Source organism: Pseudonocardia sp. ICBG601 (assembly GCF_020496245.1).
The window spans coordinates 893976-909150 of record NZ_JAHLJA010000148.1 but is presented as its reverse complement, the minus strand read 5'-3'; the positions used below and the strand labels follow the sequence as shown (position 1 = coordinate 909150).

The 15175-nt window shown below is 74.7% G+C and carries 13 protein-coding genes; 7 read left to right on the top strand and 6 right to left on the bottom strand.

Features of this window, described 5'->3' with window-relative positions:
- Window positions 1-12 precede the first annotated feature (12 nt).
- Window positions 13-468, bottom strand: coding sequence for a GtrA family protein (locus KPL57_RS33475; protein WP_308016874.1), 456 nt, complete (start codon window positions 466-468; stop codon window positions 13-15).
- A gap of 160 nt (window positions 469-628) precedes the next feature.
- On the opposite strand from KPL57_RS33475, the gene KPL57_RS33470 reads away from it, so the two are divergent.
- From KPL57_RS33470 to KPL57_RS33455, 4 genes are read left to right on the top strand one after another with little or no spacing between them, the layout of a single operon-like run.
- Window positions 629-1240 carry a hypothetical protein gene (locus KPL57_RS33470; protein WP_226354595.1) on the top strand — a complete coding sequence of 204 codons (612 nt, stop codon included), beginning with the start codon at window positions 629-631 and terminating at the stop codon, window positions 1238-1240.
- On the top strand, window positions 1237-1554 hold the full coding sequence (locus tag KPL57_RS33465) for a transcriptional regulator (protein WP_226354594.1): 318 nt from the start codon (window positions 1237-1239) through the stop codon (window positions 1552-1554). The genes KPL57_RS33470 and KPL57_RS33465 overlap by 4 nt, the downstream gene beginning before the upstream one ends.
- Window positions 1551-2423 (top strand): ABC transporter ATP-binding protein, encoded by an 873-nt coding sequence (locus tag KPL57_RS33460; protein WP_226354593.1) that lies wholly within the window; start codon window positions 1551-1553, stop codon window positions 2421-2423. The genes KPL57_RS33465 and KPL57_RS33460 overlap by 4 nt, the downstream gene beginning before the upstream one ends.
- Window positions 2420-3160, top strand: a complete 741-nt coding sequence (locus KPL57_RS33455) for an ABC transporter permease (RefSeq protein ID WP_226354592.1) — start codon at window positions 2420-2422, stop codon at window positions 3158-3160. Before KPL57_RS33460 ends, KPL57_RS33455 begins: the two co-directional genes overlap by 4 nt.
- Before the next feature lie 9 nt (window positions 3161-3169).
- On the opposite strand, the gene KPL57_RS33450 is transcribed toward KPL57_RS33455, so the two are convergent.
- Together KPL57_RS33450 and KPL57_RS33445 are read right to left on the bottom strand one after the other, a co-directional pair.
- On the bottom strand, window positions 3170-3760 hold the full coding sequence (locus tag KPL57_RS33450) for a DUF1707 domain-containing protein (RefSeq protein ID WP_226354591.1): 591 nt from the start codon (window positions 3758-3760) through the stop codon (window positions 3170-3172).
- An 18-nt stretch (window positions 3761-3778) separates the two neighbouring features.
- The gene (locus tag KPL57_RS33445) at window positions 3779-5575 is read right to left on the bottom strand and encodes a hypothetical protein (RefSeq protein WP_226354590.1); all 1797 of its coding nucleotides are present in this window, start codon (window positions 5573-5575) and stop codon (window positions 3779-3781) included.
- A 52-nt stretch (window positions 5576-5627) separates the two neighbouring features.
- Between KPL57_RS33445 and KPL57_RS33440 the strand changes: the two genes are divergently transcribed.
- The gene (locus KPL57_RS33440) at window positions 5628-7034 is read left to right on the top strand and encodes an FAD-binding oxidoreductase (protein WP_226354589.1); all 1407 of its coding nucleotides are present in this window, start codon (window positions 5628-5630) and stop codon (window positions 7032-7034) included.
- Between the two features lie 20 nt (window positions 7035-7054).
- Complete coding sequence (locus tag KPL57_RS33435) at window positions 7055-7810, top strand: decaprenylphospho-beta-D-erythro-pentofuranosid-2-ulose 2-reductase (RefSeq protein ID WP_226354588.1); 756 nt, start codon at window positions 7055-7057, stop codon at window positions 7808-7810.
- 13 nt (window positions 7811-7823) lie between these two features.
- Here KPL57_RS33435 and KPL57_RS33430 read toward each other — a convergent pair whose 3' ends face one another.
- The 3 genes from KPL57_RS33430 to KPL57_RS33420 form a co-directional block, all read right to left on the bottom strand.
- Entirely contained in the window at window positions 7824-8474 is a 651-nt protein-coding gene (locus tag KPL57_RS33430; RefSeq protein WP_226354587.1) for a nitroreductase family protein, read from the bottom strand.
- A gap of 10 nt (window positions 8475-8484) precedes the next feature.
- Window positions 8485-9171 carry a hypothetical protein gene (locus KPL57_RS33425; protein WP_226354586.1) on the bottom strand — a complete coding sequence of 229 codons (687 nt, stop codon included), beginning with the start codon at window positions 9169-9171 and terminating at the stop codon, window positions 8485-8487.
- A 245-nt stretch (window positions 9172-9416) separates the two neighbouring features.
- On the bottom strand, window positions 9417-11585 hold the full coding sequence (locus KPL57_RS33420; protein WP_226354585.1) for an acyltransferase: 2169 nt from the start codon (window positions 11583-11585) through the stop codon (window positions 9417-9419).
- Between the two features lie 330 nt (window positions 11586-11915).
- Between KPL57_RS33420 and KPL57_RS33415 the strand changes: the two genes are divergently transcribed.
- Entirely contained in the window at window positions 11916-15140 is a 3225-nt protein-coding gene (locus KPL57_RS33415; RefSeq protein ID WP_226354584.1) for an arabinosyltransferase domain-containing protein, read from the top strand.
- Window positions 15141-15175: the final 35 nt, after the last annotated feature.

The following is a 15175-nucleotide window of genomic DNA, read 5'->3' as shown; positions in this document are numbered from 1 at the left end:
CTCGATGCGGGGTCAGTTCTTGAAGATGACCCAGCGCAGCATGACGAAGTTGATCGCGGTGGCGGTGCCCTGCGCGACCAGCCAGGCGAGGCTGGTGTCGTAGGTCAGCGGCGGCAGCAGGTGCAGGACCAGGGAGTTCACGCCGACGTTCACGGCGAAGGTCGTGCCGTAGAGGGCCACGAAGCCGGCGAACCTCGCGCGGCCGCCGGTGTTCGCGCCGGTGAAGGTGAAGCGCTTGTTGAGCAGGTACGCCGTCGTCGTACCGAGGATGAAGCTGATGCCCTTGGCGAACGGCACCCACAGGCCCGCGTTCAGGAGCAGGTGGTAGACGCCGAAGTCGACGATCGCGGAGAGCACACCGATCGCGACGAAGCTGCCCAGCTGGCGGACGAGGCCGAGGCGCGGGGCCGGGGCGTCGGCCGGACCGGTGGCCGGGGGCTCGGCCCGGGTGGGCTCGGTGGCGGTCACCCATCGAGGGTAGCGGCGCGCGCCGCAACGACGGCGTCGACCCACCGGAGCGCAGGTCGTACCCCTCCGACCTGCCGATCCGTACGCGGCCGTGGACAACACAGTGCACTTTGCCGTACAAAGTTGATGACAGAGCAAACCAGTTGGCAGTGGGGGAAGCATGCAGGACCGGACGGACACCGACGTCGACGACCAGCCGCCGCGCTCACCGGCCGACGCGCTCGCGATCATCGAACGCGAACAGGCCCGGCAGATCCCGCCGTACTGGATCTTCTATCTGATCTGGGGCGCGGCCTGGGCGGTCATCGGGCTCGCCTGGTTCGCTAACGGGACCGGCGCGGTCACCGCGACCACCGCGGGCGTCCTCACGGGGCTGGCGATCGCCGGGGGGTCGATCGGCAGCGGTCTGGTCGGCGCCCGGATGGGACGCGGCGTCACCGGGCCGAGCCAGCTCCACGGCGCCCTCTACGGCTGGGTGTGGCCGGTGGCGATGATCGGCGTCGTCGCACTGACGGTCGGCCTGGGCCGGCTCGGGGCGCCGGTCGGGTTCGCCATGCCCGCGCTGTTCGTGTTCGTCACCGGCGGTCTGTTCGCGGTCGGGGCCGCGGTCTGGCGCAACATCCCCGACTACGCGCTCGGGCTCGGCCTGCTGGTGCTCGGCGCGGCGCTGCCGTTCGTCCCGGCGCCGTGGCACGCGCTGGCACTGGCCGTCGTCGGCGGGGGCGCACTGGTCGCCACCGGGCTGTGGACGCGGGCGCGGGCGGTCCGGTGACCGAGCTCGACCCCGTCATCCACGCCCAGGCCCGGCTGCGGGTCACCGCCACCCTCGCCGCCCTCGACGACGGCGACCGCATGACCTTCCCGCGCCTGCAGGAGCTGCTCGGCATGACCGCGGGCAACCTGTCCACCCACCTGCGCAAGCTGGAGGACGCGGGCTACGTCGCGATCACCAAGACCCACCAGCGGCGCACCCCGGTGACCTTCGTCGAGCTGACGAGAACGGGCAGGCGGGCCTTCGAGGACTACACGGCCGCGCTGCGGACGCTGCTCGACCCGGCCGCCGACCCGTCGGAGGTGCCGTCGTGACCGCACCGGTGGAGCTGCACGGGGTGACCCGCCGCTACGGCGACACCGTCGCCCTCGACGACGTCGACCTCGTCCTGGAGCCCGGCAGTCTGACCGGCCTGCTCGGACCGAACGGGGCGGGCAAGTCGACGCTGGTCAACCTCGTGTCCGGGCTGCGCCGACCGGACACCGGCACGGTGCGGCTGTTCGGCGGGGACCCGCGCGACGCGGCGAACCGGGTCGCGCTGGGCACCACCCCGCAGCAGACCGGGCTGCCGGACACACTGCGCGTCGGGGAGATCGTCCGGTTCGTCGGCGCCCACTTCCCCGACCCGGTCGGGGCCGGTGAGCTGCTGGAGCGCTTCGGCCTCGACGGGCTGGAACGACGCCAGGCGGGCGGGCTGTCCGGCGGCCAGAAGCGCCGCCTCGCACTCGCGCTCGCGTTCATCGGCCGCCCCCGGCTGGTGCTGCTCGACGAGCCGACGACCGGCCTGGACGTCGAGGGCCGCCGTGCCCTGTGGGACACCGTGCGCGCGTTCCACGCCGGCGGCGGGACGGTCCTGTTGACCACCCACTACCTGGACGAGATCGAGTCGCTGGCCGAGCGCGTCGTCGTCCTGGCGGGTGGCCGGATCCGCGCCGACGGCGACGTCGACGCCGTCCGCGGGGCCGTCCGGGTCGGGCGGGTGTCCTTCCGTGCGGCGGCCCTCCCCGACCTGCCCGGCGTCGAGCGGACCGAGCGCGACGGCGACCACGTCACCCTGCACACCGCCGACGCCGACGAGCTGGTCCGCACCCTCGTCCGGCACGACGTGCCCTTCACCGGCCTGTCGGTGTCCCGGGCGTCGCTGGAGGACGCGTTCCTGACCCTGACCGGAGGCCCGTCGTGAGCATCGCCGCAGCGCACGCCCGCTACCTGATCCTGGAGCAGCTGCGGATCCCGGTCGCGGTGCTGTCCACCGCGCTGTTCCCGGCCCTGACCCTGTGCTTCTTCGTGCTGCCGTTCGACTGGGGCGACGACCCGGCCGCGGCGACCCGCGCGGTCGCCCAGCTCGCGTTGTTCGGCGTGCTCAGCGGGTTCCTGTTCACCTTCGGCGTGGGCGTGGCCGACGACCGGGAGAAGCCGTGGGACCCGTACCTGCGGACGCTGCCGGCGCCGCCGTCGGCCCGGGTCCTGGGGCGGCTCGCGGTCGGGGCGCTGTTCGCGCTGCTCGGGATGCTGCCGGTGGTCGTGCTGGGGGCGCTGCTCACGCCGGCGTACGTGGAACCGGTGCGGCTGCCGCTCGCGTTCGTGACGCTGCTGGTGGCCGGGCTGCCGTTCCTGTTCGGCGGGCTCGCGATCGGCTACTCGCTGCCGACCAAGGCCGCGCTGCCGGTGACCCAGCTGGCGTTCTTCCCGATGGCCTTCGGTGGCGGGCTGCTGCTGCCGCCGGAGCTGTTCCCCGGCTGGCTGGCCCGCGCGACCGAGGTGCTGCCCACCCGCGGGGCCCGTGACCTGCTGCTCTGGTCGCTCGGCGGACCGGTCCCGAGCGGTCTGGCGCTGGGCGCGTTCGCGGTGTGGACGGTCGGGCTGGCGCTGCTGGTGGGCTGGGCGTACCGCCGCGACGAGGGGCGCCGCTTCCGATGAGCCCGGCGCTCAGAAGTGGCGGCCGGCGAAGGTGTAGCGGGGCCGCACCGTGACCGAGCCGGCGGCCGTCCGGCCGTAGACGCGGAAGTGCGGGCGGCCGTGGACGGCGCGGCTGGGCATCTTCGAGCGGACCGAGCCGTACTGGGAGACGAGGCCGTCGACGTCGGCGGTGGCGTTCTCCGGGACCAGCAGCCGGGCCGACCCGGCGCCGAGCTCCAGCTCCACCTCGACGACGGGCATGGGCAGCTGCGCGTCGCAGAAGTCCAGCAGGACCGCGCCGAGCGAGGTCTGCACCCGCAGCCGGGCCGGGACCGCCCAGTCGCCGCGGCGCTTGACCCCGCCGACGCCGCCGCGCAGCACGGTCGGTGGGCCGACGGGGGTGGCGAGAACGTCCGCCGAGAGGTTCAACGGGTCGCCGGGCAGGTCGGACAGCACCGGCACGAGATCGGAGCCGAACCGGGCTCCGTAGACGACCGACAGCCGCTCCTGCAGCTCGTCGACCGAGATGCGGCCCTCGGCCATCGCGCGGTTGAGCCGCTCGGCGACGCGTTCGCGGTCGGCGTCGGAGATCCTGATCTCGTGGCTCCCCGGACCGGTCACCCGTCCAGCCTAGATCGGTCAGCCGACCGGGGCCGTGCCGGGCAACCGGAACAGCCACACCCCGCCGTCGAACCGGCCGGGGTCGCCGGTGACCCGCCGGGTCCAGTCCAGCGCACGGGCCTCGTCGCCGCCGGCGTACCCGGGGACGAACACGACGGCGGTGATCCCCAGGTCGCGCAGCTCGCGGTGGGCGGCGGCGGTGTAGTCGTCGCTGGGGTCGTTCTTGCCGTCGGCGACCCACTGCGCGCCGATCTGGTAGCGGTTCCAGCGGGACTGGATCGCGACGTCGTCCTGCGGGTCGGAGGCGATGAAGTAGCCGCCGCGGATGCGGAACGCGGGGCCGGAGGCGGCCTGCCAGCGCAGGCCCTGCGCGCCGTCGTCCCAGGCCGCGGTGATCCGCGGGTAGATCTCGACGACGTCGGCCGGGCCCAGCGGCGCCGCCCCGGCCGCGAAGAAGGCGGGCACCGGCGCGGGCCGGACCTCCTGGGCGTCGGCGGGCAGCCAGGACACCACCGCCAGCGCGGTCAGGGCGACGGCACCGACAGCCGTCGCCGGGGTGTCGAGCGGCATCCGGTCCACCCACAGCGCGACGACGACGGCCACGCACAGCGCCGTCACCACCTGGATGCGGACCGGCTCGACCTCCGACAGCAGCGGCACCTCGGCGAACCCGAGCCAGGGCAGCGGGATCCCCGTGTAGTCGCCCAGCAGCACCACGCTCGTGCCGAGCGAGGCGACCCAGGACAGGAACCCCACCGCGGCGACGACCCGCAGCGTCGTCGACCGGACGACCAGCACCGCGACGACGACCAGCGCCAGCACGGCGAGACCGACGTAGCCGCCCTGCTCGCCGATGTGGCCGCCGAGCTCGGTGTCGACGCCGTCGGGCGTCGTCCGCACGGCGGTCAGCCGGGTCGGGACGAGCAGGTTCGCCAGGTCCGCGCCGGTGGCGTGCACGTTGCGGATCGCGCCGCGCGGGCGGTTCGGCCCGGCCAGCACCAGATACAGCGGGTACGCGCCGAGCACCACGAACACCCCGACGCAGGCCAGCCCGGCCCGGACCAGCCCCGGCAGCTGCGCGCGGACCCGGCGCGGGAACCGCAGCGCGAGCACCACCGCGGTGACGACCAGGAAGATCACGCCGATGGCGAGGGTCTGGGTGTAGAGGACGAGCTGCCCGACCAGGGCGAGCCCGGCCAGCGCGCCGACCCGCCACGGCCGGCGCAGCGGCCCGCGCGCGAACAGGTGGTGGGCGAGCAGCAGGAGCAGCGGCGGCAGCACCGACCACGTGAGGTTGAGGTGCCCGGCGATCGCGTGCGCGAGGTGGAACGGGGAGAAGGCGTACAGCGCACCGGCGATCCCGCGGGCGGCCCAGCCGCGGCCGGTCCGGCCCACGTACGGGCCGAGCGCGGCGACCAGGACCAGGCCGGAGACGACCGGACCGAGGACCAGGCCGACGTTGAACGCGGTCACCGAGCCCGCGACCAGGGTCACCGGGGCGAGCGCCAGCGCCAGCAGCGGCACCGCGGTGTTCCACAGCGCGTTGAGCCCGTACGGCCAGTGCATCCAGTCGGTGACCAGCGGGTTCTCCCCGTGCGTCACGGCGAACGGGAACCAGTGGAGCCACCAGGCGAACATGTCGGCGTCGGCGGTGACGTGCCCGATCAGCAGGCCGCCCGGGTCGGCGAGCACCCGGCGCTGCAGCCACAGCGAGACCAGCAGGTAGCCGAGCCCGAGCAGCACGTACAGCCCCGCGGTCGCGCCCCGGCGCCGTGCCGGGGGCAGCGGGAGGCGGACCTGCCGCTCGTCGAGCACCCGCCCAGGGTCGCACCCGTCGTCGTCGGCGGCCCTCGCTACCCTGGCGACGATGACGGACACGACCGTTCCCAGCAGCACCAGGACCGACGCCCCGGCGCGACGGACCGCCTCCCTGCACGGCTGGGGACGGACCGCACCGACGATCGCCCAGCTCGTCACCCCGCGCGACGCCGAGGACGTGGCCGAGGCCGTCCGCACGGCGGGCGAGCGCGGCGTGATCGCCCGCGGGCTCGGCCGGTCCTACGGCGACCCGGCGCAGAACGCGGGCGGTGTCGTCCTCGACATGCCGGGCCTGAGCCGGATCCACGCCATCGACCCGGACACCGGCGTCGCGGACGTGGACGCGGGCGTCAGCCTGGACCAGCTCATGCGGGCCGCGCTGCCGCTCGGGCTGTGGGTCCCGGTGCTGCCGGGCACCCGCCAGGTCACGATCGGCGGGGCGATCGGCGCCGACGTGCACGGCAAGAACCACCACACCAAGGGCAGCTTCGGCAACCACGTCGAGTGGCTGCAGCTGGTGACCGCGGACGGCTCGGTCCGCGAGCTGACCCCGTCCGGGCCGGACTCGGAGCTGTTCTGGGCGACCGTCGGCGGGATGGGCCTGACCGGCGTCATCGTGCGGGCGAAGGTGCGGCTGCACCGGACCGAGTCGGCGTACTTCGTGGTCGACACCGACCGCACCGACGACCTCGACGGCCTGCTGGAGCTGCTCACCGACGGCTCCGACGACACCTACGGCTACTCGGCCGCCTGGTTCGACACCACCGCGACCGGCGCCCGGATGGGCCGGTCGGTGCTGACCCGCGGCTCGCTCGCGACCGTCGACCAGCTCCCCGCGAAGCTGCGCTCCGAGCCGCTGAAGTTCGACGCGCCGCAGCTGCTGACCTTCCCGGACGTCTTCCCGAACGGGCTGGCCAACAAGCTGTCGCTGACCGCGTTCTCCGAGCTGTGGTTCCGCAAGGCCCCGAAGCGCCAGCGCGGCTCGGTGCAGAACATCACGGCCTTCTACCAGGTGCTCGACGTGTTCGGGGACTGGAACCGGGTCTACGGCTCGAAGGGCTTCCTGCAGTACCAGTTCGTCGTCCCGATGGGGGCGGAGACCGAGCTGCGCCGGATCCTGGAGAAGATCGCGGCGTCGCCGCACAAGTCCGGGCTGAACGTGTTCAAGCGCTTCGGCGCGGGCAACGACGCACCGCTGTCGTTCCCGACGAAGGGCTGGACGATCACCGTCGACTTCCCGATCGCGAACGGGCTGTCCCGGTTCTGCACGGAGCTCGACGAGATGGTGCTGGCCGCCGGCGGGCGGCTGTACCTGGCGAAGGAGTCGCGCACGTCGCCGGAGGCCTTCGCCGCCGGCTACCCGCGGTTCGCCGAGTGGAAGGCGATCCGCGACGGCGTCGACCCGGCCGGCGTCTTCGCCTCCGACATGTCCCGCCGCCTCGCACTGACCCTCTGACGTCCGGAGCCAGCACCATCATGATCGACGCAGTCGGCAACCCGCAGAGCATCCTGCTCCTCGGCGGCACCTCCGAGATCGGCCTGGCCACCGTGCGCGCGTTCGCCGCGGACCGCCCGTTGCGGGTCGTGCTCGCCGCCCGCCCCGGCCCCCGGCTCGACGCCGCCCGCGCCGAGCTCGAGGCGCTCGGGTGCGGCGTGGAGACCGTCGAGTTCGACGCCAAGCGCATCGAGACCCACCCCGAGGTCGTGAAGAAGGCCTTCGCGGGCGGGGACATCGACGTCGCCGTCGTCGCGTTCGGGCTGCTCGGCGACAACGAGAAGGCCTGGACCGACGTCGACCACGCCGTCGAGCTGGCGCAGGTCAACTACACCGCGACCGTCTCCACCGGGGTCGCGCTGGCCGAGCGGTTCCGCGAGCAGGGCCACGGCTCGCTCGTCGCGATCTCCTCGGTCGCCGGGGAGCGGGCCCGCCGCTCGAACTTCGTCTACGGCTCCACCAAGGCCGGGATGGACGCGTTCTACACCGGGCTGACCGAGGCGCTGCGCGAGTTCGGCGTGACCGTGACGATCGTCCGGCCCGGCTTCGTGCACTCGAAGATGACCGAGGGCCTCGACGCCGCACCGCTCGCGACGACCCCGCAGGCCGTCGCCGACGTCATCGTCGACGCGGTGCGGACGGGCAAGGAGCTGGTCTGGGCACCGGCGCCGATGCGCTTCGTGATGAGCGCCCTGCGCCACGTGCCCCGGCCGATCTTCCGCAAGCTCCCGATCTGATCCGCGGGGCGGCCTACCAGCCGTCGACGTGCAGGACGGTGTCGAGCGGCTGGCGCTTCGCGGGCTTGAACGTGTCGCCGGTGTAGTACGCGACCGGCAGCAGGACGCCCTGCCGCACGTTCTCCGGGATGCCCAGCAGCTCGGCGATCTCCTTCTCGTACTGCAGGTGGAGCGTCGTCCAGGCGCTGCCCAGGCCGCGGGCGCGCAGCGCGAGCTGCAGGCTCCACGCGGCCGGCAGGAGCGACCCCCACATCCCGGCCTGGTTCGACGCCGGCAGCTCGGCCTTCGCGTTCATCGCGCCGATGACCAGCACCGGGACCTCCCCCATCCGGTCCGCGAGGTACTGCGCGCTGTCCGCGACGCGGAGCTGGGTGGCGTCGCGGTCGGCATCGCCGTGGGAGCGGGTCGTCGGGTACTGCGAGGAGTTCCGGTAGGCGGTGAACGCCTTCCGGTAGTACTCGCCGACGGCCCTGCGCTTCTCGGCGTCGGTGAGCACCAGCCAGTGCCAGCCCTGCTGGTTGGAGCCGCTCGGGGCCTGCAGCGCGACCTCGAGGCTCTCCCGGACCACCTCCAGCGGGACCGGACGCTCCAGGTCCAGGCGCTTGCGGACCGATCGGGTGGTGGTGAGCAGCTCGTCGGGCCCGAGGGGCAGCACATCGCTCATGCCCTGCACGCTACGGCGCCGCCGGTCTCCTCGCGATGATCACCGCGCGCTCCCCCGCGCCCGCCTCGCACGTGAGGCGCCCCGCGGACCGCTGCGCACGGGTCGCGGCCAGACGCGGGTCGGCCCAGGTGGGGACACCGCCGTAGGGACCGCGGGTCAGCCCGTCGGAGCCCTCCCGGACGATCTCGAACCCGGCGTCGACGAGGATCTCCCGGATCCGCAGGTGCCCGCGCGGGACGCGGGGCGGCACCCAGCGGGCACCGGCCAGCTCACGGCCGCGGCCCTCGGCGTCGGCGGCGACGACGAGTGCGTGCCCGCCCGGTTCGAGCGCCCGGAACCAGCCGCCCGGCCCGAGGTCACCGGCGAGCGCGGGGTCCGGGAGCCGGTCGAGCACCTCCACCGCGGTCAGCGACGCGACCGGACCAGGCAGCGCGTCGAGGCTCAGGTGCACGGGGCAGCCCGGCGCGCCCGCGCGCATCGCCCCGGCCTCGGCCTCCGAGCCGGCCAGCCCGGAGACCGGGCCGAGCCGGGCCAGCCCGGCGAGCAGGGCGCCACCGGCGCCCGCGACGTCGAGGTAGGGGCCACGGCCCAGGTGGTGGCGGGCCAGGCGCAGGTACCAGTGCAGCGCGGCCCGCTCCGGCGGTGCGGCACCGGCGGGCTCGGGCAGGTCGGCGAGGGGCGGGGTCGTGGGGATCATCGGTCCATCGCGTCGGTGGGCGGGGCCCGTCCTGGTCGCGACGGGCGGGCCCGTCCATTGTCACCGACGCGGCGCACCGCCGTGCCCGGGTACCGGCATCGCACCGCGGTCGCCGGGACCGCGTGCCCGGTCCGCCGCAGCCGGCGGACCCGGACGGAGGCGCGCCACGGCGGACACGACCGTGCCCCCGGACCACGACGGTGGTCCGGGGGCACGCCCGGTGTTCCCCGCTCCCCAGCGGCGTCTCAGGCCCCGTGTGCCGGCTTCTTCCGGCGGCGACGGGCCGCGGCCGCACCCGAGGCGGCGACGATCGGTGTCGCGGCGCTGGCGTGGGCGTCGTCGCGACGACGGCCGGCCCGCCCGCAGTTCTCGGCGCCGGTCCGCGTGCCGGGCAGCGCCGACGCGGAGCGGATCGCCCGCGGCGCCGGGACGACACCGCGGTCGTCGGCGAGCCCGCGGGCCGCGATGTGCAGCGACCGCAGCCGCTCCATCCGGTCGACGCCGGTGGTGGTGCCGGTGCCCTCGACGACCGGGGTGAACAGGTCCCCGCCGGTGCCGGCGCCGCCGCTGCGCATCCGGGCGACGGCGACCAGGTCGGCGGACAGGTCGCTGTGCCCGGCGCCGTCGAAGTCGGCGGCACGGGCCGCGGCCAGGCGCTCCAGCACCCAGCGGGCCGAACCGGCCGGGGCCGGGACGTGGATCTCGGCCGCGGCGGGCACGTCGGCGGGGTCGGCCTCGGGGCGTCGCGGTGCCCGGGTGGGCAGCGCGGGCGCCGGGACGACGATCGGGTCGGCCGGGGCCGGCTCGGACGCCAGGGCGGTGGGCTCGGGCTCGGCGACCGGCGCGGCCGGGGCCGCGACGGGCCGGACGACCGGCATGGCGGCGGTCAGCGCGTCGTCGGCGGGGGCCTGCTCCGGCGCCGTGGTGGGGGTCCAGCCCGAGGTCGTGGCGACGGCGGGGCCCGCCGGGCGGCGGCGGACCACGGGCAGCGCCTCGGTCACCGAGGGCACGTCGCCCTCCTGCATCGGCGCGAACGGCTGCGACGGCTGCGACGGCTGCGACGGCTGCGACGGCTGCGACGGCACGGACCGCGGCGCCACCCGCCGGGCGGGCACGGCCGGAGCCGCTGCGGCGGGATCGGCGGCCGGGGCGGCGGACACGACCGGCAGCACCGAGGTCACCGGCTCGTCGGTGATCATCGGCAGCACGGAGGTCTCCGGGTCACGGCGCGCCTCGTCGTTGTCGACGACGCGGCGGGCGGCCGGGACCGGGTCGGGGGCGACGACCGCCTCGACGGCCTCGGGGGCGGGCCGGGTCCGGCCCCGCATCCACCGGCGCGCGGGACGTTCGACGAGCGAGTACAGCAGGTGTGCCACGGGCAGAGTCCCCACGAAGACGGTGAGCGCGATCAGGTGCCCCGTCTCCCCGCCGCGGGGGAGGACACCGGAGTCGCTCAGGAACCAGAAGATCTCGAACATCGGGATGTGGACCAGGTAGAGGGCGTAGGAGATCCGCCCTCCGTGCACCATCGGGCCACGGGTCAGCAGGTGGTGCACCGGTCCGCGGTCGGCGAGCGCGATGGCTCCGACCAGGATCGGGAAGGCGACGACGGCCAGGCCGTGCAGCCCGCCGCCGACGACGGACCCCGCCAGCAGGACGAACGGCACCGTGGCGACGGTGAACGTCGCCGTCGCCGAGGCCGCGGAGCGGACCCGCTCGGTGGCGCGCAGCCGCCGCACGGCCAGCATCGCCAGGACACCGGCGGAGAACCCGCCGAGGATCCGGACCAGCCAGCTGTACGGGTAGTACGGCGACCCGACCACGAGGAACGCGGCCGCCATCGGCGCGGTGCACAGCAGCGACCCCGCCGCCAGCACCGCGAACGGCAGGTTCCGCAGCCGGAAGAACCCGAGCGCCAGCAGCGGGAACAGCAGGTAGGCCAGCCACTCGGCACTGATCGACCACGTCGGGCCGACCCAGGACGCGCCGTCGAGGTACTGCTCGTCCCACATCTGCACGAGGAACAGCTGCTCGAGCCACGCGCCGACGCCGAACGACGGCTGCACCGCCTGGTAGGCGACGTCGGTCGTCGACCCGAACACCAGCCGCGCCACCAGCCACACGCCGAAGAGGTGGAACACCACCGCGTAGGCGGGCCACATCCGCGCCGCGCGGGCCCACACGAACCCGCCCGCGTCCCGCAGCCGCAGCCGCGGGCCGAGCTGGTCGAGGTAGGTCCAGGCGATGACGAAGCCGCTCAGGACGAAGAACAGGTCGACGCCGAGCGCACCCTGTGTGATCAGCGGTCCGAGCCAGCCGTTCACCGTCTCCACACCCGCCATCGGGGTGAAGTGGAAGTGGAACGCGACGACCCAGAGCGCGGCGACGATCCGCAGACCGGTCAGCGCGAACACCTCACCGCCACCGTTGCCTCCACATCGGACGGACGAACCCCCCTGTTCCGGGGTGGTGCCGCCGGCGGCGGACGCGGCGGTGGCCGGGTCGTCGGCCGTCGCTCGCGAATCGGTGCAGATGCTCACACCGGGGCCAACGAGGCGAGATCACCACCGTCACCGGTGACACCCGAACAGTGCCCGAATGTCGCAGCTGGTCACACACGGTGATTGAAACCCGGAGTGACCGACCTTGAGACCTCGGGTGGGTGGACTACGCCGGACGGGTGGACGGTCGGGGGTCACGGGGGGATCACAGTTGATCACCGGGTGGCGTCTAGCCTCGGTCGTGTGCTGACCGCCGACACGGAGGCGGATCCCCGTCCGGGATCCGGCCCCACCGACCGCCGGTCGCGTCCGACCGACCGCCTGCTCGCCGCCGCGCTGGGCCTGCTCTCGGCGGTGCTGGCGCTGGCGATCCCGTTCCTGCCGGTCGTGCAGAACACGGCGACCGTCAGCTGGCCGAACGCCACGACCGGCACCGCGCCGCTGAACGCCCCCCTGGTCGCGTATCGGCCGGAGAGCCTGACCGCGACGATCGGCTGCGACGCGATCCGCAGCCTCGACGACCGCGAACCCGGCCGCGCGACCGTGCTGTCCACGACGCCCACCGGCGCCCCGGACGGCGACACGGTCGGGCTGCGCATCGCCGTCGCCGACGGGGTGGTCACCCTCGACAACCGCGGTCAGCGCATCGTCACCGCGCCGCTGCCCCCGCCGGGCGCGCCCTGCGCGCTCACGTTCACCTCGGACTTCGACGCGACGACGGCGACCCTGGGCGGGGCCACGCTCTACGAGTTCGCCGGCGACGGCCGTCCGCAGCTCACCGGGATCTACTCCGACCTCGACGCGGCCCGCGACCCGATGGGCGGCACGAGCGTCCGGTTCGACACCGACAACCGTTACGACACCGACGCCTCGACGCTCAAGCTCGGCGCGGGCGGTGTCGCGATCGTCGCGCTGTTCGGCTCGCTGTTCTTCCTGCGCCGGATCGACGACGCCGACGCCCGCCGCGTCGTGCACGGCCGCCGGCTGGCGCGCCGGCTGCGCGGGCAGGACGACCTGCGCGACGCCGTCGTCGTCGGCGTACTGGTCGTGTGGGCCCTCATCGGGTCGATGACCAGCGACGACGGCTACATCCTCGACATCTCCCGGGGCAACGACACCGCCGGCTACATCGGCAACTACCACCGCTGGTTCGACGTCCCCGAGGCGCCGTTCGGCTGGTTCTACCAGCTGTACTCGCTGTGGAGCGGGGTCTCGGAGTCCGTGCTGTGGCTGCGCATCCCGGCGCTGGCGATGGGCGTCGCGTCCTGGTTCCTGATCAGCCGGGCGCTGCTGCCGCGCCTCGGCACCCGGGTCCGGCGCAGCCGCTCCGCGAGCTGGGCCGCGGCCGGGGTGTTCCTGTGCTTCTGGCTGCCGTTCAACAACGGGCTCCGCCCGGAGACCGTCGTCGTGATCGCGGCGCTGGTGTCGTTCGTGATGCTGGAGCGCGCCCTGGCCACCCGGCGGCTGCTGCCGGTCGCGGGGGCACTCGTCGCGGGGGCGTTCGCCGTCGCGGCGACGCCGACCGGTCTCATCGCGCTGGCCCCGTTCCTGGCCGCGGCCCGGCCGCTGCTGCGGCTGTTCACCGAGCGGATCCGCACCACCGGGTGGACGGCCACCCTCGGGCCGCTGCTCGCGGCCGGGCTGATCGTGCTCACCGCCGTCTTCGGCGACCAGACCCTCGCCACCGTCGCCGAGGCCACCCGGGTCCGCCAGGACATCGGCCCGAACCTGCCCTGGTACCAGGAGCTCGCCCGCTACGACCTGCTGTTCAGCGACAGCCGCGACGGCTCGCTGCAGCGCCGCTTCCCGGTCCTGCTGCTGTGGCTGTGCATGATCGTCTCGACGATCGTGCTGCTGCGCCGCGGCCGCATCCCGGGCGCCGCGCTCGGGTTCTCCCGGCGGCTGCTCACGAGCACCGCGCTGTCGTTCGCGGTGCTGGCACTGACCCCCACGAAGTGGACGCACCACTTCGGCGCGTTCGCCGCGCTCGCCTCGGGCGTCGCGGCGCTGGCCGCGCTGGCGACGAGCACCGGTGTGCTGCGCTCGCGGCGCAACCAGGCGCTGTTCCTCGGCGCGGTGCTCGCGGTGACCGGTCTGGCGTTCCGCGGCCCGAACACCTGGTGGTACGTCTCGAACTGGGGCGTGCCGTGGTTCGACAAGCCGGTGTCGGTGAGCGGGATCCAGGCGACGACGGTGCTGCTGGTCCTGGCGTTCCTGTCGCTCGTCGTCGCCGGGGTGGAGCACCTGCGCTCGACCTCCGGGGTGCCGCGCCCGGTCCGGCGGACCCTCGGGCGTCGGCGCGGCCGGATCGGCACCGCCCAGGCCGTCCGGCTCGGGTCGGCGCCGATCGCGGTGATCTGCGCGTTCATGGTGCTGTTCCAGGTCGCCTCGATGGCCAAGGGCATGGAGAAGCAGGAGGGCTCCTACTCCCTGGGCGCCGACATCCTCACCGACCCGACCGGGTCGCGCTGCGGGCTCGCCGGGCGCATCCAGGTCGAGACCGACCCGGCCGCGAACGTGCTGCCTGTCGCGCCGGAACCGGCCGGCGTCCCCGATCCCGGTCCGCTGGCCGAGGGCTTCACGCCGGACGGCCTGCCCCCGACCGGGCCGGGGTCGCTGCGCGACAACTCCGGCGACGGCGACGACCGGCCCGGCGTCACCGGCACCGGCCCGCTGGGTGGGCCGGTCATGGGCAGCTGGTCGCCGAACCCGGAGAACGTCGGCGACTACCGCTCGGTGTGGCACGCGCTGCCCGCCGCGGCCCGCGACGGCTCCGCGCCGCTGGTGCTCGGCGTCGCCGGGACGATCGGCGGCGGCAACACGGTCACGCTGCAGTTCGCCCGCGACGGCGCCGTCGTCGACGAGTTCGAGCCCGGCGGGGCCGTCACCAGCACCTCGGACTACTCCGGCGGAGCCTCGGGCGGCCAGGGGTGGCGGGACCTGCGCGTCGACCTGGCGGGCCGTCCGGCCGCCGACGCCGACCGGGTGCGGGTGGTCGTGTCCGACCGCGGCATCGGGGCCGGGTCGTGGGTCGCCGTCGCCCAGCCCCGGGTCCCGCGGCTGACCCCGCTGACCACGATCGCCGCCCGCGGCACCGCGTACCTGGACTGGGCGACGTCGTTCGTGCACCCCTGTGTGAAGCGCTTCGGCGTGCACCGGGGCATCGCCGACGTACCGGTGTTCCGGATGCTCGCCGACCCGCAGCAGCGCACCGTCGCCGACGAGTGGGGCCGCAGCCGGTTCGGCGGCCCCCAGGGCTGGCTGCTCCGGACCGCCGCCCAGCGCTACGTCCCGACCTACCTTCCCGGGGCCTGGGACTTCGACTGGGGCCAGATCCGGCTCGTCGAGCCCTACGACCCGCGGGCGGTCCCGGCCCCGGTGCAGGAGGGCGACCGGACCCTGTGGGGCTGGCAGCAGGTCGGGCAGGCCGGGGCCCCGTCGCCGGACCCGACGCCGCTGCCGGGCTGAGGCCCCGGCAGACTCCGTGATGTCCGATCCGAGAA